The sequence below is a fragment of the Arthrobacter sp. KBS0703 genome, assembly GCF_002008315.2.
Classification (GTDB): domain Bacteria; phylum Actinomycetota; class Actinomycetes; order Actinomycetales; family Micrococcaceae; genus Arthrobacter.
Window position 1 is genome coordinate 931,900 of record NZ_MVDG02000001.1, and the last position, 21,904, is coordinate 953,803.

The window sequence follows — 21,904 nt, forward strand, 5'->3', positions numbered from 1 at the left end:
AATATACAAGATTACCAGCCGGAGGCCCGTGGACACGGATCGGCGGGATCCCTAGGCTGGCGGGATGAAGCTGACAAAATTCACGCACGCGTGCGTCCGGCTGGAAAAGGACGGGCGGGTCCTGGTGCTGGATCCCGGGACGTTCTCGGAGTCCGCCGAAGCGCTGGACGGTGCGCACGCAGTACTCATCACGCACGAGCACGCGGACCACATCGACGTTGCGGCCGTGGTGTCGGCGCTGGAAGGCAACGCCGAGCTGGAGCTCTACGCGCCGGAGGGCGTGGCCGAGAACCTGCGGACGGAAACACCCGGCGCCGCATCACGGGTGCATGCCGTGGAGCCGGGAACGTCCTTCGACGCCGGCGGATTCGCCATCCGCAGCTTCGGCGGGCAGCACGCCCTGATCCACCCGCACGTCCCGGTGGTGGCCAACATCGGCTACTTGGTCGACGAAAACGTGTACCATCCCGGCGACTCGTTCATCATTCCTGACGGCATCAGCGTGCAGACGCTCCTGGTGCCGGTCCACGCGCCCTGGAACAAGGTGAGCGAGGTGGTGGACTTTGTCATCGGCGTCCGCGCGCCGCGGGCATTCCCCATCCACGACGGGCTGCTTAACCGCACGGGCCTGGACCTTGTGGAGGGCCACGTCAAGAGGCTGGGCGCCAGGTACGGCACAGAGTTTGCCCACCTCTCCAGCCGTGAATCCGCGGACGTCTAAGGGTTCCAGACGCCGGTCCCGAAGAACTCGCTGATGGTCCCCTCATGCGGCTCGGGATCCAGCCCCTGCGCCGCCAGCCACGCCGGGCTGTAGTAGCTGCCCGCATAGCGGTCACCGCCGTCGCACATCAGTGACACGACGCTGCCCCGCTCACCGTCGGCGACCATCTGCGCAATCAGCTGCCAGACGCCCCACAGGTTGGTGCCCGTGGACGGCCCGGCATGAAGGCCGGCCAGGGCGTGGAGGTGCCGCATCGCCGCGACCGAAGCGGCATCGGGCACCTGGATCATGTGGTCGATCACGGCGGGCACGAAGCTGGGCTCCATCCGCGGCCGGCCGATGCCCTCGATCCGGGAGGGAAGGCCGGTGCTGTAGCCGGCCGAACCGCTGCGCCAGCCCGGATAGAAAGCCGAATTCTCCGGGTCCACCACGGCCAGGGACGTGTCATGGCGGTGATACCGGAGGTACCGCCCGATCGTGGCGCTCGTCCCGCCCGTCCCCGCGCCCACCACGATCCACCGCGGAACGGGGTGCTCCTCGAGAGCCAGCTGCTGGAAGATGGACTCGGCGATGTTGTTGTTTCCGCGCCAGTCCGTGGCGCGCTCGGCATAGGTGAATTGGTCCATGTAATGGCCCTTGCTCGTGGCGGCCACGTCCGCGGCGGCGGCGTAGACCTCCGAAGCATGATCCACCAGCAGGCAGGCGCCGCCGAACTGTTCGATCAGCGCAATCTTTTCGGGGCTGGTGGTGCGTGTCATGACGGCGATGAAGGGGAGGCCCAGCAGCTGCGCGAAGTAGGCTTCGGAGACCGCCGTGCTGCCACTGGAGGCCTCCACGATGGTGGTGCCTTCGGTGATCCAGCCGTTCACCAGGCCAAACAGGAACAGGGAGCGGGCCAGCCGGTGCTTAAGGCTTCCCGAGCGGTGCGTGGATTCATCCTTGAGGTAAAGCTGGACACCCCAGTGCTCCGGCAGCGGCACGGAATAGAGGTGGGTGTCCGCCGAGCGGTTATTTTCCGCATTGATCTTGCGGACGGCTTCGTCCGCCCAAGCCCGGTTCCTGTTGACTGCACTGTTCACCGAATCAGCCTACCGGTGCAGGGGCCGCCCGGGAGCTGGAGCTGCCCGGTGCCACTGTTGTCCCGGTGCCGGTGCTCCCCGGCGCTAGAGTTGAACCTGCCGGCCGCGGTCGATCCAAGCCAAAGGAGATTTTGATGGGAACCCTCATTGACGTGTCCGCGCTGAACGCCCGGATAGCGTCCGGGCAGCGCACGGTGCTGCTGGATGTCCGCTGGGCGCTCGGTGACCCCGAGGGCCGCGGCCACTACCTCAGGGAACACATTCCGGGCGCCGTGTACGTGGACCTTCCCACCGAACTGGCGGAACCCGCGGAGCCGGCCCGGGGCGGCATCCGCTGCCGCCGGCCGCAAAGCTGCAGGAAGCCGCGCGGCGCTGGGGCGTCTGTGAAGGTGACACCGTGGTCGCCTACGACGATGCCGGCAACACGTCGGCCGCCCGCCTGTGGTGGATGCTCCGGAACGCCGGCTTCACGGCCGTTTACCTGCTCGACGGCGGCCTGCCCGCCTGGCGCCGTGCCGGGCTGCCGCTCGAGGACGGCCTTGAGCCGGCGGCCCCGGGCGACGTGACGCTCGCGGACGCCCGCATGCCGGTGATCGACGCCGGGAAAGCCGCCGAATGGGCTGCGCACGGTGTGTTGCTGGACGCGCGCGCCGGCGAGCGGTACCGCGGCGAGATAGAGCCGGTTGACCCGCGGGCAGGCCACATCCCCGGAGCAGTCAGCGCTCCCACCACCGGAAACCTGGATGACGGCGGCCGCTTCCTGCCGGCGGAGGAGCTCCGGCTCCGCTTCGCGGGCCTCGGAGTCGACGCGACCACGCCGACGGCGGTGTACTGCGGCAGCGGCGTGACTGCCGCCCACGAGATCGCGGCCCTGGAAATCGCCGGCATCTCCGCGGCGCTCTTCCGGGATCCTTCTCCGAGTGGTCCAACGATGCGTCCCGGCCGGTGGCCACGGGTGAGCAGCCAGGATGACCCGCGCGGGCCGGCCCGGCGCGACTGGTACTGTTCCGGCCACGCGGGGTAGCGTCGACGTATGACTCCTGGACGCCCCGTACCGCCGCCGCTTGCCCTGAAGATTCCCCTGGAGGACGGTGCCGCCGAACAGGTGGCGGCGGAGGTGCGGCCCCGGGGAGGGGCTCCTGTCTCTTATACACATCTAGATGTGTATAAGAGACAGGCGGGGCAGCGTCCAGCACCGGCGGCCTCGTGCCGCTGACAGTGGCCCGGCGTGCCCCCAAAGCCGACGACGTTGAAATTGCCATTGAGTTCTGCGGCCTCTGCCACTCGGACGTCCATGCCACCCGCGGGGAGTGGGGCTCCCAGAACTACCCGCTGGTGCCCGGGCACGAGATTGTGGGCCGGGTCAGCCGGGTGGGGTCCGCCGTCGACGATTTTTCGCCGGGAGATTTGGTGGGCCTGGGGTGCCTGGTGGACTCCTGCCGCGAGTGTGAGAGCTGCCTGGAAGGACTGGAGCAGTACTGTGAGCTGGGCATGACCGGTACCTACGGTGCGAAGGACGCCCGCAACGGCGATGCCGTCACGCAAGGCGGCTACGCAACGTCAATCGTCGTGGACCGCCGCTATGTGCTGCGCGTGCCGGAAAACCTGGACCCCGCCGCAGCGGCGCCGCTGCTCTGCGCGGGCGTCACCACGTTCTCGCCGCTCCGCCACTTCGGTGTTGAGGAAGGCGACGTGGTCGGCGTGGTGGGCCTGGGCGGGCTGGGCCACATGGCGGTCAAGCTGGCCAAGGCCATGGGTGCGCGGGTGCTGGTCTTCACCACCTCGGAGTCCAAGGTTTCGGCCGCGCTGGAACTGGGGGCCGACGGCGTCATCCTGTCCCGCGACGAGGACGCGATGGCGGCCGCGAACCGCAGCATCGACCTGATCATCGACACCGTGGCCGCCCCGCACGATCTCAACCCGTTCTTCCGCACGCTGCGCCGGGACGGGGCGCTGTTCCAGCTGGGGCTGCCCTCCGAAGCCATGCCTCCGGTCAACCCCGGTGCGCTGATCAGGCGGCGGATCGCGTACGCCGGTTCGCTGATCGGCGGCATTGCGGAGACGCAGGAGATGCTTGACTTCTGCGCGGAACACGGCGTCGTGTCGGAGATCGAGATTGTCGGAGCGGACCAGCTCAACCACGCCTATGACCGGATGGTCGCCGGCGACGTCAAGTATCGTTTCGTCCTGGACATATCCACCCTGCAGGCACCGGCGGAAAGGGCTGACGCATGAGCACGCTATTCACCAAGATTCTCAACGGGGAAATCCCCGGCCGGTTCGTCTGGCGCGAGCCGGATGTTTCCGCGTTCCTGACCATGGGCCCGCTGGCTGATGGTCATACGCTCGTGGTGCCCACCGAGGAAGTGGACCGCTGGACAGACGCCTCGCCGGAAACGCTCGCCCGGGTCATGGAAGTGGCGCGCCGCATCGGCGCCGTGCAGGTGGACGTTTTCGGTGCCGCCCGGGCGGGCCTCATCGTGGCCGGCTACGAGATCAACCACATGCACGTCCACGTGTGGCCGTCCAACAGCATGGCTGATTTCGACTTCGCGTCCGCGGAGCACAACCCGGATCCCGCACGGCTGGACGCCAACGCCGAAAAGCTCCGCACCGGACTCCGCGGCGCCGGATACGCGGACTTCGTGCCGGCGGCATAGGCGGCGTACTGGGGCTAGGCCGCCAGGGCCTTGTTCAGCACGGCGCGGATCCGCTTCTCCGAGACGGAATAAGCGGTGCCGAGTTCGACGGCGAACAGGCTCACCCTGAGTTCTTCGAGCATCCACCGCACCTGGGTGAGCTCAGCGCCGGCACGGCGCCCGGGCAGCAGGGCTGACACGGCGTCGTCGTATTCGTCTTCGAGCCGCTGCACAGCCGCCATATTGAGCCCATCGCGCTGGACGTTTCCGGGCAGCTTCTCGAGCCGCTTTTCAATGGCGGCGAGGTAGCGGGGCAGCTGGCTCAGCTGTGCATACCCCGTGCGGGCCACAAAACCGGGAAACACCAGCTGCTCGAGCTGGCTGCGGACGTCATTGAGCGCGCTGATGAGCGCCAGGCTGGTGGTGCTCTTGAGCTGCTTTTCGATCCGGCGTGTGCTGGCCAGGATGCGTTCCACCACGGCGGTGACACTGAAGACGGTGTCAATCAGCTCCGCGCGCACCTGCTCGTAGAGGGCGTCGAAGGAGGGCCTGTCCCATGGGAGTTCCGGGGGCGTGAGCTTATCCACTGCCGCGAGGGCGCAGTCGGCAATGAGGGCCGACACCGATCCGTGCGGGTTCTGGCTGAAGGTCAGTTTCTCCGTGTTGTTCAGGTGCTCCAGGACGTAGCGGTCCGGCGCCGGAACCCGCAGGGCCAGGAGGCGGATGACGCCGCCGCGCATGGCTTCCTGCTGCTCGGACGCGGATTGGAAGACGCGCAGGGCCACGGACGCCCCTTCGTCCACGAGTCCGGGGTAGCCGGTCACGGTGTGGCCCTTGACGGTGACGCTGACTTGGCGCTGCACCGCGCCGAAAGACCACTCTGTCAGGCCGGACTGTTCGGCGAATCCCGTGGGAACAGACGGGCCGCCGCTGTGGCCGGCCGCCTGCGGCGTGCCCTTTTTCGAGGTCCGCGGCGCGGCGGTGGCGGGCGTGGCTCCGAGGGATTCGGCGATGGCGCGCCGCGTGGCGGGTGCCAGCCGTTCCTGGAGGGCTTCCAGGTCTTTGCCTTCGTCCAACACCTTGCCGCGGCTGTCCACCACCTTGAAGCTCACGCGGAGGTGAGACGGGACCGCGTCCCAGTTCCAGGAGCCGGGCGGAATGACGTGCCCGCGGATCCGGCGAAGCACCAGCTCCAGGGACTGCTCAAGATCGTCGTCGGCGGGATCGAAATCGGCCTCCAGCGCTGCCACCGCCTGCCTGGCGACGTCCGGGGCCGGCACGAAGTTCTTGCGGATCTGCTTCGGCAGCGACTTGATGAGCGCGGTGACCAGCTCCACGCGCTGTCCGGGGATCAGCCAGCGGAATGCGGCATCATCGAGCTGGTTGAGGAACAGGACGGGCACCTCCGCGGTGACGCCGTCCGAGGGATTCGGCGGAGAACCCGGTGCCACAGGGTGGAACTCGTAGCTGAGGGGCAGCTCGAAGCCTTTGTGCAGCCAGGTTTTCGGATAGGCGGATTCGTCGAGGGCATCGGCGTCGTCGCTCAGGAGCAGCGACTGGTCGAAGTCCAGCAGCGCCGCGTCCTGCTGCCGGGCTTCCTTCCACCACTTGTCAAAGTGCCGCTCCGAAACGACGTCCTTGCCTACCCGGGCGTCGTAGAACTCAAAGAGGGTTTCGTCGTCCACGAGCAGGTCGCGCCGGCGCATCCTCGCTTCGAGCTCCTCCACTTCCTGCAGGAGCGCGCGGTTGCGGTGGAAGAACTTGTGGTGGGTTTTCCAGTCGCCTTCAACCAATGCATGGCGGATGAAGAGTTCCCGGGCCAGGACGGGGTCGACCTTGCCGTAGTTGATGCGCCGCTGCGCGATGATGGGCACGCCGTAGAGGGTGACCTTCTCGTACGCCATGACCGAACCCATTTTGGTGGACCAGTGCGGTTCACTGTAGCTGCGCTTAACGAGGTGCGGGGCTGCCTGCTCCGCCCAGGCCGGCTCGAACTTGGCGGCTACCCTGGCCCACAGCCTGCTGGTTTCCACCAGTTCCGCGGCCATGACGAACGTGGGTGACTTCTTGAAGAGCGCCGAGCCGGGGAAGATGGCGAAGCGGGTGCCGCGGGCTCCGGCGTATTCGCGTTTGCGTTCGTCGAGGATTCCGATGTGGCTCAGGAGCCCGGACAGCAGGCTGATGTGGATGCCCTCGTAATTGCCCACCGGGTCCGCCTGCCGCTTGTTGTCCAGGCTGATGCCGAGCGGGCGGGCAAGCTGCCGGAGCTGCGCGAAGAGGTCCTGCCATTCGCGGACCCTCAGGTAGTTGATGAACTCGTTCCGGCAGAGCCTGCGGAACTGCGTGGACGAGAGTTCCTGCTGTTTTTCCTGGATGTAGTTCCAGAGGTTCAGGAAGCCCGTGAAGTCCGAGTTCTCATCGCGGAAGCGGGCGTGCTTCTCGGAGGCCAGCTGCTGCTTGTCCGTGGGGCGTTCGCGCGGGTCCTGGATGGTGAGGGCGGCCGCCAGGATCATGACTGTCTCTTATACACATCTAGATGTGTATAAGAGACAGCCAAGTTTTCCGGCCTCGACAATCATCCGGCCCAGCCGCGGGTCGACCGGAAGCTGCGCCAGTTTCTGCCCGACGGCGGTAAGCCCGCCGCCGTTGCGGCCCGAACCGTTGCCGCCCGCATCGGCGGTGCCGTCGCCTGCCCGTGCGGCGCTCAGGGCGCCGAGCTCCCGGAGCAGTGTGACGCCGTCGTTGATGGCGCGCGAGTCCGGCGGCTCGACGAACGGGAAGTTCTCGATGTCCTTGGGGCCGCGCGCCACGCCCATGGCTGTCATCTGCAGGATGACGGCCGCCAGGTTGGTGCGCAGGATCTCCGGGTCCGTGTAAAGGGGCCGGGACTCGAAGTCCTCCTCGGAGTAGAGCCGGATCGCGATGCCGTCCGACACGCGGCCGCAGCGGCCGGAGCGCTGGTTAGCCGATGCCTGCGAAACCCGCTCGATCGGCAGGCGCTGCACTTTTGTCCGGTGCGAGTAGCGCGAGATGCGGGCCGTTCCGGTGTCAACGACGTACTTGATGCCGGGCACCGTCAGGGAGGTCTCGGCAACGTTGGTGGCCAGTATGATCCGCCGTTTGCTGCCCGGGTTGAAAACGCGGTGCTGTTCCTGCAGGCTCAGGCGGGCAAAGAGCGGCAGCACTTCGGTGCCGGCCAGGCGCCGGTTGGACTGGATCCTGGCGTTCAGGGCTTCCGCGGCGTCCCGGATTTCGCGCTCGCCGGAGAAGAAGATGAGGATGTCGCCCGGTGCCTCCAGGGCCAATTCGTCGACGGCGTCGCAGACGGCGTCGAGCGGGTCCCGGTCCTCCTCGAGTTCGTCGTCGGACGCGTCCGCATCGTCACCGGTGGCGCCGCCTGCCGGCTGGGACAGCGGCCGGTACCGGATTTCCACCGGGAAGGTCCGGCCGGAGACTTCGATGATGGGGGAGGGATCCTCGTCGCTGCCGAAGTGCTTCGCGAACCGCTCCGGGTCGATGGTGGCGGAGGTGATGATCACCTTCAGGTCCGGGCGCTGGGGCAGGATCCGCTTGAGGTAGCCGAGGATGAAGTCGATGTTGAGGCTGCGTTCGTGGGCCTCGTCAATGATGATGGCGTTGTATTTGCGCAGTAGCTTGTCCCGCTGGATCTCCGCCAGCAGGATGCCGTCGGTCATCAGTTTGACCTTGGTGGAACGGCTGACCTCGCCAGTGAACCGGACCTGGAAGCCCACTTCCTGGCCGAGCTCGACGCCGAGTTCGAAGGCAATGCGCTCTGCCACGGTGCGGGCAGCCAGGCGCCTCGGCTGCGTGTGGCCGATCAGGCCGTTGTCTGCCAGGCCCAGTTCCAGGCACATCTTCGGAATCTGCGTGGTTTTTCCGGAGCCGGTTTCACCGGCAATGATGGTCACCTGGTTGGCGGCTATGGCGGCCATCAGGTCCTCGCGGCGCTCGGAGACCGGCAGCTCGGCGGGGTAGGAGATATGAAGAGTCATGGCTGGATCCAGTCTACTTGGAACTGTCAGCACGCCACGGCTTTCGAAACGGGCTGCCGGACCCCTACACGTCATAACAGAAGGAGGGACCGGGCTCGAATAGAGCCTGGTCCCTCTTGCCGGTTTTGGGTGGGTGGACGGTGGTGGTGTTCGTATCCGCGTGCAACTAGATGATGCGCGTGCTGTAGCTGCTGCTGGGCAGGTCCAGTGCTGACCAGTCCCGGATCGAATACTCGGGAGGGGTGTGGCCGCGTCCGTCCCGAAGAACGGCGGTGAACGTGGCAGCTACCGAGATGAGGACCAGGACTACGAGGGCGATTCCGAAGATTTCCATAGCTCCATGGTTCTCTTCCGGCAGATCAGAAAGAAGTGGCAGAAATGCCTAAAAAGGGAAAATTTCTGCCACAATAGATACATGCTTAAGTCAGTAGCCCTGATCACGGTTCCGCACTTCTCGATCTTCGAGTTCGGCACTGCTTTTGAAGTGTTCGGCATTGACAGATCGGACCGGCGAACCGGTGTACCGCAGTTTGATTTCCGGGTCTGCACTCCCGTTCCCGGGGATATCCCGCTCAAGTCGGGCCTCACCATGAACGTCAGCCGCGGACTGGAGGCGGCGGCAGATGCCGACCTCGTCATCATGGCGCCTTACGGCCGCGAGGAGGACGTTTCCGAAGAAGTGCTCGAGGCGCTACGGTCGGCCCACGAGCGAGGCGCGTGGGTGATGTCCATCTGCTCCGGAGCGTTTGCGCTGGCCCGCGCCGGCCTTCTCGACGGACGCCGTTGCACCACGCACTGGCACTATTCGGGTGACCTCGCCGCGCAGTTCCCGAAGGCCCTGGTGGATGAAAACGTCCTTTATGTCCAGGACGGCCGGATCATCACGAGCGCCGGAACGGCGGCGGGCATCGATGCCTGCCTGCACCTGGTCCGGGTCGAGTTCGGCGCCGCAGTGGCGGCCGCAATAGCCCGGGACATGGTGGTTCCTCCGCACCGTGACGGCGGCCAGGCCCAGTTCATCGACCGCCCCATGCCTGAATGCGGCTCGCAGCCCATGGAGGAATTGCTGCGGTGGATGGTCCAGAACCTGGATGACGAACATCCCGTCCAGGAACTGGCGGCCCGCGTGCACATGTCGCCGAGGACCTTCGCCCGCCGGTTCCGCGCCGAGACGGGCGCCACCCCGGCGGCCTGGCTCAATTCCCAGCGGGTGCTGCGGGCCCAGGAGCTCCTGGAGTCCACCGAACTGAACATCGATGAAGTGGCGAGGCAGTCCGGATTCGGCCACCCGGTGCTGCTCCGTCACCATTTCGCCAAGGTGCTGGACACCAGCCCGCAGTCCTACCGCCGGGCGTTCCGCGGCCAGCTGGCGCCGGCGGGCTAGGAACGGAATCCGGCTAGGAACGGAATCCGGCTAGACGATATGAAGTGTGGCGGGCCGGTCCCTGATGTAGGACTGGAACCTCGGGTTCAAAGAGGTTCGTGGGTTGCCGGGCCACGGTCTGTTCCGCCACCAAGAGGCGGGGGTGTGGACTGGTAGAGCCACATTTGAACGTCGGGAGGTTCCAGCCATGAATAAGCGTACCTACGTGGGTTTGGATGTCCATGCGCGCAGTGTGAAGGGCTGCGCGATCGATCGTGAGACCGGCGAGATCCTGCGTCAGAGCCTCGCCGCGAACGATGCCGGGATCGCCGAGTGGATTTCTGGATTGCCGGGTCCGGTCCGCGTTGTCTATGAGGCAGGCCCAACGGGATTCGGCCTGGCCCGGTTGCTGGCAGCCGCAGGGGTCGAATGCCTGGTCGCGGCGCCGTCCAAGCTCCAGCGGCCGTCCGGGGACCGGGTGAAGACCGATGCCCGCGATGCAGAGCATCTGGCCCGGTTGGCGCTGCTCGGGCAAATTACCCCGGTGCGGGTCCCGGGTCCGGCTCAGGAGGCGGCCCGTGATCTGGTACGTGCCCGCGAGGACGTCCGTTCGGATCTGATGCGGGCAAGGCACCGGATCTCGAAGCTCCTGCTGCGCCACGGTCTGGTCTACTCCGGCGGCCATGCCTGGACCGACGCCCACCACACCTGGCTGCACCGGCAGCGTTTCGACGATCCTGCCCTGGAGGCTGCGTACGAGGCCGGCCTGGAAATGGCAGAGCTGACGCTGGACCGCCGCAACCGTTTGGATGCGAAGATCACGGCGATGGCGGCGACCGAGCCGTATGCCCCGGTCGTGCGGGCGCTGATGTGTCTGCGCGGCATCTCGGTGCTCACCGCCTTCGGCCTGGCGGTGGAGATCGGCGACTGGACCCGCTTCACCGGCTCCACGATCGGCGCGTATCTGGGTCTTGTCCCCTCCGAACATACCTCCGGTGCGTCCCGGTCCCAGGGAGCCATCACCAAAACCGGAAACACCCACGCCCGACGCCTGCTGGTCGAGGCCGCGTGGCACCACCGGCGCCCCTACAACAATGCCAGCCGCGACATGCGTTCCCGCTGGGATGCAGCCGACGAGGCCTCCCGGGTCCGCGGACACCAGGGGAACCACCGGTTGCACCACAAGTGGGAGCAGTTCGAAGCCCGGCACAAACGCCGGGTCATCGCCAATGTCGCCGTCGCCCGCGAATTGGCCGGCTGGTGCTGGTCCCTCGCCGCCGCGGTCCAACAGGAGCAGCCGTGGACGGATGAATAGACGTGTGCCGTTCCCGGGCCCTGTCCTGATGGCTTGGCAGCGTGGAGGAGACCCGCGAAACACCTATGGACAACCGGGTAGTTCCGGTGACGCCCGACATTGCTAGACCAGCGGCACCCCTCCAGCCGAACACCTCGTCCTGCGGTAACCAACCCGCGCATATCAGTCTGACAGCGCCCGTCGATCACGACGCGCCAGCCAGCCCCGGACGGGCCCAAGGAACGGAACACAAAAGGAGCGGTCCAAGACACCCAGTCTCGGACCGCTCACCCTTGCCCCCTTGACAAGAAATACCTACATATCAGGTGCGGAATCCGCCCCGGGCGCTTCCGTGTGGCGAATCTTCTGCCGCAGCCCTGGCAGTGTCCACCAGTACGCGCCACGGACCGGTCACGGCCCTTTCCGGGAGCGTGGCGCGGTGTTCGCCGGCTCGGATGGAATAAATGAACAGGTCGGGCTGCCCGTCCTGAATCTGCCGGGAGTCAGGAACGGCATCCCACGGGCAGGCCTCGACGATGGGCCGCCAGTGGCTCCGGTCGCTGGTCGTCATGGCTTGCACGGTCCAGGTACGGGTCATCCCCGCGATCCCTCCGCTGCGCTCCACTGTGATTTTCATGGCAAGCTTCCTGGGTTTCAGCGGCTACCGGGAGGAGGACTGGCCCGCCCTCCCGGCGGTCAGCTAGAGCTTTACCTTCACAGTTTCCCACGCCTTGCGCACCGCGTCATGCTCCGCCGAGTCGGCACCGAACAGTTCCAGCGCCGATGCCGCCGTGGCCTTGGCAAACGCGCTGAACGTGGCCTTGGGAGGGAGGGATCCGCCCGTCAGTGTGTCGTACCAGATCTGTCCCGGCGCCTCCCACGCATTGCCGCCCAGGGCCAGCGCCACGAGGCAGAACGCCCGGTTGGGGATGCCGGAGTTGATGTGGACGCCGCCGTTGTCGGCGCTGGTGCGGACGTAGGAGTCCATGGAGTCAGGCTGCGGGTCCTTGCCCAGGACGTCGTCGTCGTATGCGGTCCCGGGAGCTTTCATGGAGCGCAGGGCCGAGCCTTCGACCTGAGGCGTGAAGAGTCCTTCGCCGATCAGCCAGCTGGCCTCGGCGGAGGACTGCTTCCGGACATACTGTTCAACCAGGGCACCGAAAACGTCGGAGACGGACTCGTTGATGGCGCCGGCCTGGTTCCGGTAGGCGAGCCCGGCCGAAAACTGGGTCACGCCGTGGGCCAGCTCATGGCCGATCACGCTGATGGACCGCGTGAAGCGTTCGAAGATTTCGCCGTCGCCGTCCCCGAATACCATTTGCTGGCCGTCCCAAAAGGCGTTGTCATACAGCTTGCCGAAGTGGACCGTGGCCTTCAGCGGCATTCCAAGCCCGTCGATGGAATTCCGGCCGAAGACGTCGGCGTACAGGCTATGCGTATGGCCCAGGCCGTCGTAGGCCTCGTCAGCGGCAGGATCGCCGGCGGGTGCCTCGCCTTCCTTGCGGACGAGCTGGCCGGGGAGCGACTCGCCGGACTTGGCGTCGAAGACGGATCTGTCGACGGGCTGTCTCTTATACACATCTAGATGTGTATAACTGGCGCATACACATCTAGATGTGTATAAGAGACAGGGGGAGGCTGGGGCGTCGTGGCCGCGCGGGCCGCCTGAACGGTCCGGACGTGAAGCAGGGCCTCCTTGGCTGCCCGGGCCACGGCCGAGAGACGCGGGGAATCCTGCGCAGCCAGGCGTCGCAGCAGGTAGGGCGGAACGATTGAGCAGAACATGCAAGTCAGCCTACGAGCGGACACCGACAATTCTCTTCAGGCGCACTGGGGAGAGGGTTTCACTCCAGATGCGGAAAACCCCGCCACTTCCTTGAAGTGACGGGGTTATTTCTGTGCCCTCGATAGGATTCGAACCTACGACCTTCTGCTCCGGAGGCAGACGCTCTATCCCCTGAGCTACGAGGGCAGTCAGGGATCCTGCCGTTCCCGGCGGACGTCCTAGAGCTTAGCAGGAAGGTGGGCCTGAATGGAAAACCGGCGCGGGCCCGCGGCGCGTGTCAGCACCGGGCCGTCAGTAACCCGCGAACGAGTCCACATGGATCCGCCGCGCGCCGGCCTGCCGTGCCGCCCGCCGCAGGGAGCCCACGCTGGCCGGTGAACCCGAAACAAAAACCCGGCGACGGGCAATGTCGGGGACCAGGCGCTGCAGCGACTGGCCGTCCAGCCTCGCGCCGGACCCTCCGACTGCGCCGCCGTCCTCAATGAAGTCCGGGGGAGCCGATCCGTCGGCAAGCCGGGCGATGATGCGTGCTCCGGAGTCCTTCAGCTCCGGCGCATAGGCGAGCTCGGAGGCGTTGCGGGCGAGGTAGAGCAGGATGACGTCCCGCTCCTCGGCCGAGCCGTCGGAGAGGTGCGCAAGATACGGCGTGATGCCAATTCCCGCGGCGATCAGCAGGACGGAGCCGTTGGATCGTCGCGGCAGGACAAAATCCCCTGCCACCGTGGTGGCCGTGAGTTCATCCCCGGGCTGGAGCGCCAGGAGTTTCTGCTTGGCTGCCGAGAGGGGTTCGGCAGTGCCCACGCCGATCTTCACATGCCGCGCAGTGGGGGGACTCGTCAGGCTGAAGACCCGGCGTCGGCCTTTTCCGTCCGGCTTGGCATGCGGGAGGTCCAGTTCCAGGTACTGGCCGGGGGCGTGGCGGAGGGGGCGCCGCGGTTCGAAGACAAATTCCGTCGTCGTCGGCGTGAGCTGGCGCGAGTGTGTGAACAGCAGCCGGACGCTTCCGCGCTGACCGGCCAAAAAGGCAAGCAGGTTGCCGGCCAGCAGCGCCAGCTCGGGGGAGTTCGCGACGATGTCGAAGTTGAAGGGGGTGGCGAACAGGACTCCGACGACGGCGGCCAGCACCAGCTGCTGCCAGCGCCGCGGAGGCAGCGTCAGCGGTTCGGTGAGCATGAACCCGACGAAGAAAATGACGGGGCTCTGCGCCAGGGGCTGCCAAACGGCCCCGCCCGGGTCCACTCCCGACTGCAGGAGCCCGGCCGCGGCAATGGACGTGGCCACGGCGGTGAAGACTGCGGCCATCAGCATTTTCCGAGTCCGGTAGAGCACCAGGAGCACCCCGGGAACCAGCAGCCACAGCATCGCCGGGGTCCCCGCCCACCATGTGGCGATGTTCAGCCCGGTCAGGCCGGTGATGAACGCCCCCGCTGCTGCCGGATTGAAAATATGCCGGCCGCGCCACGCAAGCGCATATTTTGAGGCGGACGCGAGCGCGCAGGCCAGGGCCACGCCGGCAAGGTCCACGGCGGTGAACGTCGGCCCGAACTGGGTGGGCCAGAACAGGAAGTAGAGCAGCAGCCCGGTGATCAGGGATGACTCGGAATGCGGGCGGACTCGGAAGAGGGCGGCCAGTGCCCGGTTCGAGGCATAGGTCAGCCCCACGCACAGCGTCAGGTGGGCGAGGAGGTGGGGAATGCCGAACGTCAGCCAGCCAAGGGCGTCGAGGACAAGGCTGTAGGCGGCCAGGATGGCCAGGACCATCAGCACCAGCCGGTACATGGTGAATCTGCCCAGAAAGGCATCCACCGCCGTGGCCGGCGAGGTCCGCTCCGGGGAAGTTGTGGAACTCATGCGAACAGTGCCCCTTCGAATTCCGCGGAGTATTCCGCGCTGCCGTTGGAAAAAACCTTAAGCCAGGAAAACCGGAAATGGCGCTCCAGCACCTCGCCGGGGACGAAGAACAGGGCCGTGGCCAGGGCATCGGCCTCCAACGCGGTTCCGGCCATGGCCCAGGTGGCCACGACCGTCCGGACCGGGACCCCGGTGGTGCCGTCCAGGACATGGTGAAGGCCGTCACCCCACGCCCGGCGGTTAGACGCCGAGGCGCACAGGGCGCCGGTGCCGAGCGCCACAATGCCGATCGCCTTGCTTGAGTCGTAGGGATGCTCGAGCGCCACGGTCACCGGGGGGCTCCCGCTGTTCAGGAGGTCGCCGCTCGCGTCGATGAAGAACTCGTTGACGCCGTGGCCCCGCAGCACGTCGGCCAGGAGGTCCACCAACTGGCCCTTTCCTGCCGCCCCGATGTCCAGCACTACGGGCGTTTTGGCGGTCACTGAGGTTCCCCGCCATTCCAGGACATCATCCCAGGCAGGCGGTGGCGTGGCGGCGCCGCGTGGCCGGAGGGAATAGTCCGGCCCGTACCCCAGCTGCTCCAGGCTTCCGCCGATGAGCGGGGTCATGGCGCCGTTGCTCAAGGCGTACAGGATCCGGTAAAGCGGTGCCAGGGCCGCGGCTTCGGCCGGAAACTCGAAATGCCCGGTCCGCGCGGACATCCGGGACACGAGCGAATCGCCGCGGAACCGGGACCAGGTGGAGTCGTAGCGCTCCACCTCGGCGAGCACGTGGCTGCGAGGTCCGGGTCCCAGGGGTGCGGGAGTGGAAATCTCCCAGCTGGTTCCGATTCCGTCAAAGTTGAAGTTGTGCCAGCCCGCGTGCGGCATGGGCTCTCCTTTGCCTGCGGTTCAAAGTCGTGTCTCCCATGCCGCCCCGCAGCTTCCTACAGTGCCTGGGACTTGATCTCTTCGACTGCCTGGTTGAAGCCGCCGCTGGTCAGGGATGACCCTGCCACCTTGGAGACCTTGATCTCATCGAGGCTCTTGCCCACCACCTGTTCCGCGATTCCGCTCGCGAACTCGCCCTGGAACTTGCGCGTGTTCGGGTTGGACGGGTGCTCGGTGATCTCGACGGCGGTCACGGTGCCGTTGGCCAGCGTCAGCTGCACGCCCACGGTTTCCGTGCCGTTCGGGGATTTGTAGGTGCCGTCGGCCTTGTAGGTGCCGTCTTTGTAGCTTGCACCGGACGACGCCAGTGCGGTGGACGACGAGCCGGGTGCGGCTGTGGCCGACGATTCGGGGGACTGGCTCTCCTGGGCGGCGGGCTGTTGGGCCGAAGGCGCGCATCCCGCCACCGTGCCGGCAAGGGACAGTCCTGCGATGCCGGCGTAGACGCTTTTGCGGACGGAAGAATTCACGGTGTCTCGTTTCGTTTGTACGGGCACTTACCGGGTGCAAGACGCTCAAATCAGGCTAAGCGTTCACACTGTGAATTTCCCTACTCTTAGCTGTGACGACGAGGGGCCCGGTGAGGGGACCCGGGTCCCCTCCGGATTCCGCTACAGGGCGGGGCCCCCGGTAGTCTAGGAATGTGACTCCCGAAGAACTCTCCCTCGCCATATCCACCTGCCTGAAGGACGCCGTCGCAGCAGGCGACATCGCCCTTTCCGAGTCGGCGGTTCCCGACGCCGTCCTGGTGGAGCGACCCAAGAACAGGGAGCACGGCGACTGGGCGACCAACATCGCCCTGCAGCTGGCCAAGAAGGCGGGAACCAACCCGCGCGAATTCGCCGGCGTCCTCAGCACCAGGCTGAAGGAGATCGACGGCGTCACGGCCGTGGACATTGCCGGTCCCGGCTTCCTTAACATCACCGTGGATGCGGCTGCGGCCGGGGCGCTCGCCAAAGCCATCGTGGAGGCCGGAGCGGAGTACGGCACCAACTCCGCGCTCGCGGGCCACACGGTCAACATGGAGTTCGTCTCCGCCAACCCCACCGGGCCGCTGCACATCGGGCACACCCGCTGGGCGGCGCTGGGCGATTCGATCGCCCGCGTCCTGCGCGCCTCCGGTGCGCAGGTCACGGCCGAGTACTACATCAACGACGCCGGCACCCAGATGAACGTGTTCGCCAACTCCGTCCTCGCGCGCCTTCACGGCCGGGACGTGCCCGAGGGCGGCTACCCGGGCGAGTACATCCGCGACCTCGGCCATGAGGTGCTGACCCGGCACCCGGACATCCGTGAGCTGACGGACGTGGCGGCCCTCCCGGTCATCCGTACGGCGGCCTACCAGGCGCAGCTGAAGGACATCCAGGACACCCTGGCGGACTTCGGCGTTTCCTTCGACGTCTTCTTCTCCGAACAGGAACTGCACGACGCCGGGGCCATCGAAAGTGCCGTTGCCCGCCTGCGCGAACAGGGCCACGTGTTCGACGACGGCGGTGCCGTCTGGCTGCGCACCACCGACTTCGGAGACGACAAGGACCGCGTGATGATCCGCGCGAACGGCGAACCGACCTACTTCGCGGCGGACGCGGCCTACTACCTGTCCAAGAAGGACCGGGGCTACACCGAAAAGATCTACCTGCTGGGTGCCGACCACCACGGTTACATCCACCGGCTCAAGGCCATTGCCGCCGCCGCCGGGGATGACCCCGAGGTCAACATCGAGGTTCTGATCGGCCAGCTCGTTTCGGTCAACGGCGCCAAGCTTTCGAAGCGCGCCGGCAACATCATCGAACTCAAGGACCTGATTTCCTGGCTGGGCAAGGACGCCGTGCGCTACTCCCTGGCCCGCTTCCCGGCCGATTCGCCCCTCACCCTGGACCCGGAGCTGCTCAAGAAGCACTCAAACGAGAACCCGGTCTTCTACGTGCAGTACGCGCACGCCCGCTCCCGCGGCACGGCCCGCAACGCGGTGGCCGCCGGCGTGGACCTGTCTCGTTCGACGCCTCTTATACACATCTAGATGTGTATAAGAGACAGCTCCTGCACCACGCCACGGAAAATGAGCTGCTGTCCTACCTCGGCAGCTACCCGTCCATCGTGGCCAAGGCCGCGGAGCTCCGCGAGCCCCACCGGGTGGCCCGCCACCTCGAGGTCATCGCCGGGGCCTACCACCGGTGGTACGACGCCTGCCGCGTTGCCCCGCTGGGCGACGAGGCCGTCACCGATCTCAACCGCACCCGCCTGTGGCTCAACGACGCCACCAGCCAGGTGCTGGCCAACGGACTGGACCTGCTTGGCGTCTCCGCGCCGGAACGGATGTGAACTGAATGACCGCATATGCTTTGAACCAGTCCTCGCCGCTCGCCCCGGACTGGCTCGCGGTGCCGTCGGACCTGAATGCCCTGCACCCGGCCATGTGGGCTGCCGGAGTGGAGCGGAACGACGACGGCGAACTCGCCCTCGACGGCATTCCGGTCAGCATGCTGAAGAAACAGTTCGGCACGCCGCTGTTCGTCATGAGCGAGTCCGACTTCCGGGCCCGCGCACGGGCCTTCAAGGATGCCTTCGACGCGGCCTTTGCCGACATCTGCGGCGGAGTGGACGTCTACTACGCCGGCAAATCGTTCCTGTGCACGGCCGTGGCCACGTGGGTGGCGGAGGAAGGCCTGCGCCTCGACACGTGTTCCGGTGGTGAACTGGCCGTCGCCGCCCGCGCCGGCATCGACGGCGCCAACCTGGGCCTGCACGGCAACAACAAGTCCGACGCCGAGATCAACCGGGCCCTCGACATGCGGCTTGGCCGGATCGTGGTGGACAGCCTGGATGAGCTGGACCGCGTGGCCAAAATCGCCTCCGGCCGGGGCGAGACCGCCAAGGTCATGCTGCGGCTGACACCCGGAGTGCACGCCCACACCCACGAGTTCATCGCCACCGCCCATGAGGACCAGAAGTTCGGCCTCTCCATGGCGGGAGACTCCACGGAGCAGGCAGGGCTGTCGGCAGCCGAGGAAGCCGTGGCCGCGGCCACCAGCTATCCCGGCGTTGACCTGCTGGGACTGCACTGCCACATCGGCTCGCAGATTTTCGAACCCGACGGCTTTGCGCTGGCGGCGGAGAAACTCCTGGGCTTCCTCGCCGAGATGCAGCAGAAGTATTCCATCCAGCTTCCCGAGCTCGATCTCGGCGGCGGATACGGCATCGCCTACACGCCGGTGGACACGCCCCGCCCGGCAGCCGAAATCGCGCAGGCGATGGCCGCCGTCGTCCGCTCAAAATGCGCTGAGCTGGGCATTTCCGCCCCGCGGATCTCGATCGAGCCCGGACGCGCCATCGTGGGCAGCAGCACGTTCACGCTGTACGAGGTCGGCACGCTCAAGACCGTCCGGGTGGACGCTCCGGCCGCCGGGGACGCCGAATCAGGACCAAAAAACGTTACGCACCCCCGCCGGTATGTGTCGGTGGACGGCGGAATGAGCGACAACGCCCGTCCGGTGCTCTACGACGCGGATTATTCGGCCATTCTCGCCTCCCGGGCCTCCGCCGCGGCGCCGCAGCTGTCCCGCGTAGTGGGCAAACATTGCGAGAGCGGCGACATAGTTGTTAGAGATGTATATCTGCCCGAGGACGTGGCAGCCGGTGATCTGCTCGCTGTACCGGGAACCGGCGCCTATTGCTGGGCCCTGTCAAGCAACTACAACTATCTGGCCCGGCCGGGCGTTGTCGCTGTGCGCGGCGGAGCTGCCCGGCTGATTGTCCGCGGGGAAACCGAAGAAGATCTGCTAAACCGCGACATGGGAGCCTGAATGACCGAATTGCGAACCCTGAAAGTAGCCCTGCTGGGCTGTGGCAACGTCGGGGCTCAGGTCGCGCGGATTCTCCTGGACGACGCCGGCGCCCTGGCCGCCCGGACGGGTGCGCACCTGGAGCTGGCCGGCATCGCCGTGCGGAACCTCGACGCCGAGCGCGATGTGGAACTGCCGCGTGAGCTGTTCACCACGGACGCCGAGACCCTGGCCAAGGATGCCGACCTCGTGATCGAGCTGATGGGCGGCCTCGAGCCGGCCCGTTCGCTGATCCTCTCGGCCATCCAGAACGGCGCGAGCGTTGTCACCGGCAACAAGGCCCTCCTCGCCGCGGACGGCCCCACACTCTACGAAGAGGCGGACCGGGCCGGCGTCGAGCTCTCCTACGAAGCCGCTGTGGCAGGTGCCATCCCCATCCTGCGCCCCATCCGCGACAGCCTGTCCGGTGACCGCATCACCCGGGTCCTGGGAATCGTCAACGGCACGACCAACTTCATCCTCGACCAGATGGACTCCACCGGCGCGCAGTTCGCCGACGCCCTGGCCGAGGCGCAGCGGCTCGGTTACGCCGAGGCCGATCCGACCGCCGACGTCGAAGGCCTGGACGCCGCGGCCAAGGCTGCGATCCTGGCGTCCCTGTCCTTCCACACACGCTTCGACCTGGCGAACGTCCACTGCGAGGGCATCACCCGCGTCAGTGCCGCCGACATCGCGGCGGCCAAAGAGGCCGGATTCGTCATCAAGCTGCTGGCCATTGCCGAGAAGCTGACCGACGCTGAGGGCAACGACGGCGTCTCCGTCCGCGTCCACCCGACCCTCCTGCCGCGCGAGCACCCGCTGGCGGCCGTCCGCGGGGCCTTCAACGCCGTCTTCATTGAGGCCGAGAATGCCGGCGAACTGATGTTCTACGGCCAGGGCGCCGGCGGAACCCCGACGGCGTCCGCCGTGCTGGGCGATCTCGTCTCTGCTGCCCGCCGGATCGTCCTGGGCGGCCCCGGACGCATTGAATCCACGACCGGTCACGTCCCGGCACTGCCGATTGACGCCGTGCACACCAGCTACTACATCGGCCTGGATGTTGCGGATCAGCCCGGCGTCCTGGCCCGGATCGCCCAGTTGTTTGCCGAGCACAACGTCTCCATCGAAACCATGCGCCAGACCATCCACCGCGATGCGGACTCGAACGTCGAATCCGCGGAACTACGGATCGTGACGCACCGCGCAACCGAAGCTGCACTGGCAGCAACCGTCGAGGCCGTCAAAGGCCTTGACGTCATCAATTCCGTTACATCCGTACTGCGGGTAGAAGGAGTCTAAGTGGCTCACCAATGGCGCGGTGTCATCCGCGAATACGCTGATCGTTTGCCCGTAACGGAATCCACCAAGGTCATCACCCTCGGTGAGGGCGGCACGCCGCTGGTCCACGCGCAGAAGCTGTCCGAGCTGACCGGCTCTGAGGTTTACCTCAAGGTGGAAGGCATGAACCCCACCGGATCCTTCAAGGACCGCGGCATGACCATGGCCATGACTGCTGCCGTGGCGTCAGGCGCCAAGGCCGTGGTGTGCGCCTCCACCGGAAACACCTCCGCGTCGGCCGCGGCCTACGCCACCGCCGCCGGCCTGAAGTGCGCCGTTCTGGTCCCTGAGGGCAAGATTTCCATGGGCAAGCTCAGCCAGGCCATCGCGCACGGAGCCACCCTGCTGCAGGTCGACGGTAACTTCGACAACTGCCTGGACATCGCCCGCAAGCTGGGGGAGTCCTACCCCGTCTTCCTGGTGAACTCCGTCAACCCGGCCCGCATCCAGGGCCAGAAGACCGGTGCCTTCGAAATCGTGGACGCGCTCGGCGACGCCCCGGACATCCACGTGCTGCCCGTCGGCAACGCGGGGAACATCACCGCGTACTGGAAGGGCTACAAGGAGTACTCCGCGCCCTTCGAGTCGGAGACTGCCGGCACCCTTCCCGCTGTTTCCACCAGGACTCCGCAGATGTGGGGCTTCCAGGCAGCCGGCGCCGCACCGTTTGTGGCCGGCCACCCCATCACGGAGCCGGACACCATCGCCACGGCGATCCGGATCGGCAATCCTGCCTCGTGGGACGGCGCCATCGCTGCCCGCGATGAGTCCGGCGGCTTCATCGATGCCGTGACGGACGACGAGATCCTCGCCGCGCACCGCTGGCTGTCCGCCAAGGAGGGCGTCTTCGTGGAGCCCGGTTCCGCCGCCGGCGTCGCTGGCCTGCTGAAGAAGCACGCTGCGGGCGAGGTCCCCGCCGGCAAGACCATAGTCATCACGGTCACCGGCCACGGGCTGAAAGACCCCCAGTGGGCTCTCCGCACCGAAGACGGATCCGACGTGCAGCCGGTCAAGGTGTCCAACGACGTCGTGACTGTTGCCGCCGAACTGGGACTGGAAGACAAATAGCC

Annotated in this window: 14 protein-coding genes, 1 tRNA gene and 5 pseudogenes; 11 read left to right on the forward strand and 9 right to left on the reverse strand. The window is 66.7% G+C overall.

Annotated elements, in window-relative coordinates; all coding sequences use genetic code 11:
- The first annotated feature begins 64 nt into the window (after positions 1–64).
- Complete coding sequence (locus B1A87_RS04375; protein WP_078027952.1) at positions 65–721, forward strand: MBL fold metallo-hydrolase; 657 nt, start codon at positions 65–67, stop codon at positions 719–721.
- On the opposite strand, the gene B1A87_RS04380 is transcribed toward B1A87_RS04375, so the two are convergent.
- Positions 718–1,800 (reverse strand): PLP-dependent cysteine synthase family protein, encoded by a 1,083-nt coding sequence (locus tag B1A87_RS04380; protein ID WP_078027951.1) that lies wholly within the window; start codon positions 1,798–1,800, stop codon positions 718–720. The genes B1A87_RS04375 and B1A87_RS04380 overlap by 4 nt on opposite strands.
- A gap of 134 nt (positions 1,801–1,934) precedes the next feature.
- Between B1A87_RS04380 and B1A87_RS04385 the strand changes: the two are divergent.
- The 4 genes and pseudogenes from B1A87_RS04385 to B1A87_RS04400 all read left to right on the forward strand — a co-directional run bounded on the left by B1A87_RS04385 (position 1,935) and on the right by B1A87_RS04400 (position 4,460).
- Positions 1,935–2,772, forward strand: a pseudogene (locus B1A87_RS04385) (sulfurtransferase).
- A 61-nt stretch (positions 2,773–2,833) separates the two neighbouring features.
- The gene (locus B1A87_RS04390) at positions 2,834–3,016 is read left to right on the forward strand and encodes a hypothetical protein (protein WP_144275722.1); all 183 of its coding nucleotides are present in this window, start codon (positions 2,834–2,836) and stop codon (positions 3,014–3,016) included.
- Positions 2,980–4,035: pseudogene (locus tag B1A87_RS04395) on the forward strand (NAD(P)-dependent alcohol dehydrogenase); the annotation flags it as partial. The gene B1A87_RS04390 and the pseudogene B1A87_RS04395, both read left to right, overlap by 37 nt.
- Positions 4,032–4,460: an HIT family protein gene (locus tag B1A87_RS04400; protein ID WP_078027948.1), complete on the forward strand. Its 429-nt coding sequence runs from the start codon at positions 4,032–4,034 to the stop codon at positions 4,458–4,460. The pseudogene B1A87_RS04395 and the gene B1A87_RS04400, both read left to right, overlap by 4 nt.
- A 14-nt stretch (positions 4,461–4,474) precedes the next feature.
- Here B1A87_RS04400 and hrpA read toward each other — a convergent pair.
- Together hrpA and B1A87_RS22825 are read right to left on the reverse strand one after the other, a co-directional pair.
- Positions 4,475–8,452: pseudogene (hrpA, locus tag B1A87_RS04405) on the reverse strand (ATP-dependent RNA helicase HrpA).
- A gap of 166 nt (positions 8,453–8,618) precedes the next feature.
- On the reverse strand, positions 8,619–8,786 hold the full coding sequence (locus B1A87_RS22825; RefSeq protein WP_185982236.1) for a hypothetical protein: 168 nt from the start codon (positions 8,784–8,786) through the stop codon (positions 8,619–8,621).
- Between the two features lie 81 nt (positions 8,787–8,867).
- Between B1A87_RS22825 and B1A87_RS04410 the strand changes: the two genes are divergently transcribed.
- The gene (locus tag B1A87_RS04410; RefSeq protein WP_078027947.1) at positions 8,868–9,836 is read left to right on the forward strand and encodes a GlxA family transcriptional regulator; all 969 of its coding nucleotides are present in this window, start codon (positions 8,868–8,870) and stop codon (positions 9,834–9,836) included.
- Positions 9,837–10,023: 187 nt separating this feature from the next.
- Entirely contained in the window at positions 10,024–11,130 is a 1,107-nt protein-coding gene (locus B1A87_RS04415; protein ID WP_144275667.1) for an IS110 family transposase, read from the forward strand.
- A gap of 301 nt (positions 11,131–11,431) precedes the next feature.
- Here the strand turns inward: B1A87_RS04415 and B1A87_RS04420 are convergent, their stop codons facing one another.
- The 6 genes and pseudogenes from B1A87_RS04420 to B1A87_RS04445 all read right to left on the reverse strand — a co-directional run bounded on the left by B1A87_RS04420 (position 11,432) and on the right by B1A87_RS04445 (position 16,145).
- Positions 11,432–11,746, reverse strand: coding sequence for a protealysin inhibitor emfourin (locus B1A87_RS04420; protein ID WP_078026722.1), 315 nt, complete (start codon positions 11,744–11,746; stop codon positions 11,432–11,434).
- Positions 11,747–11,809: 63 nt separating this feature from the next.
- Positions 11,810–12,898 (reverse strand): annotated as a pseudogene (locus B1A87_RS04425) (M4 family metallopeptidase); the annotation flags it as partial.
- Between the two features lie 110 nt (positions 12,899–13,008).
- Positions 13,009–13,081, reverse strand: a tRNA-Arg gene (locus tag B1A87_RS04430).
- Positions 13,082–13,186: 105 nt separating this feature from the next.
- On the reverse strand, positions 13,187–14,746 hold the full coding sequence (locus B1A87_RS04435; RefSeq protein ID WP_078026720.1) for a ferredoxin--NADP reductase: 1,560 nt from the start codon (positions 14,744–14,746) through the stop codon (positions 13,187–13,189).
- Entirely contained in the window at positions 14,743–15,615 is an 873-nt protein-coding gene (locus tag B1A87_RS04440; RefSeq protein ID WP_078026719.1) for an FAD:protein FMN transferase, read from the reverse strand. The genes B1A87_RS04435 and B1A87_RS04440 overlap by 4 nt, the downstream gene beginning before the upstream one ends.
- Positions 15,616–15,671: 56 nt before the next feature.
- Entirely contained in the window at positions 15,672–16,145 is a 474-nt protein-coding gene (locus tag B1A87_RS04445; RefSeq protein ID WP_078026718.1) for an FMN-binding protein, read from the reverse strand.
- 173 nt (positions 16,146–16,318) lie between these two features.
- On the opposite strand from B1A87_RS04445, the pseudogene argS reads away from it, so the two are divergent.
- The 4 genes and pseudogenes from argS to thrC all read left to right on the forward strand — a co-directional run bounded on the left by argS (position 16,319) and on the right by thrC (position 21,902).
- Positions 16,319–17,997 (forward strand): annotated as a pseudogene (argS, locus tag B1A87_RS04450) (arginine--tRNA ligase).
- 5 nt (positions 17,998–18,002) lie between these two features.
- Positions 18,003–19,478, forward strand: coding sequence for a diaminopimelate decarboxylase (gene lysA, locus B1A87_RS04455; RefSeq protein WP_078026716.1), 1,476 nt, complete (start codon positions 18,003–18,005; stop codon positions 19,476–19,478).
- Positions 19,479–20,795, forward strand: coding sequence for a homoserine dehydrogenase (locus tag B1A87_RS04460; protein WP_078026715.1), 1,317 nt, complete (start codon positions 19,479–19,481; stop codon positions 20,793–20,795).
- Positions 20,796–21,902 carry a threonine synthase gene (gene thrC, locus B1A87_RS04465; protein WP_078026714.1) on the forward strand — a complete coding sequence of 369 codons (1,107 nt, stop codon included), beginning with the start codon at positions 20,796–20,798 and terminating at the stop codon, positions 21,900–21,902.
- The last annotated feature ends 2 nt before the right edge of the window (positions 21,903–21,904 follow it).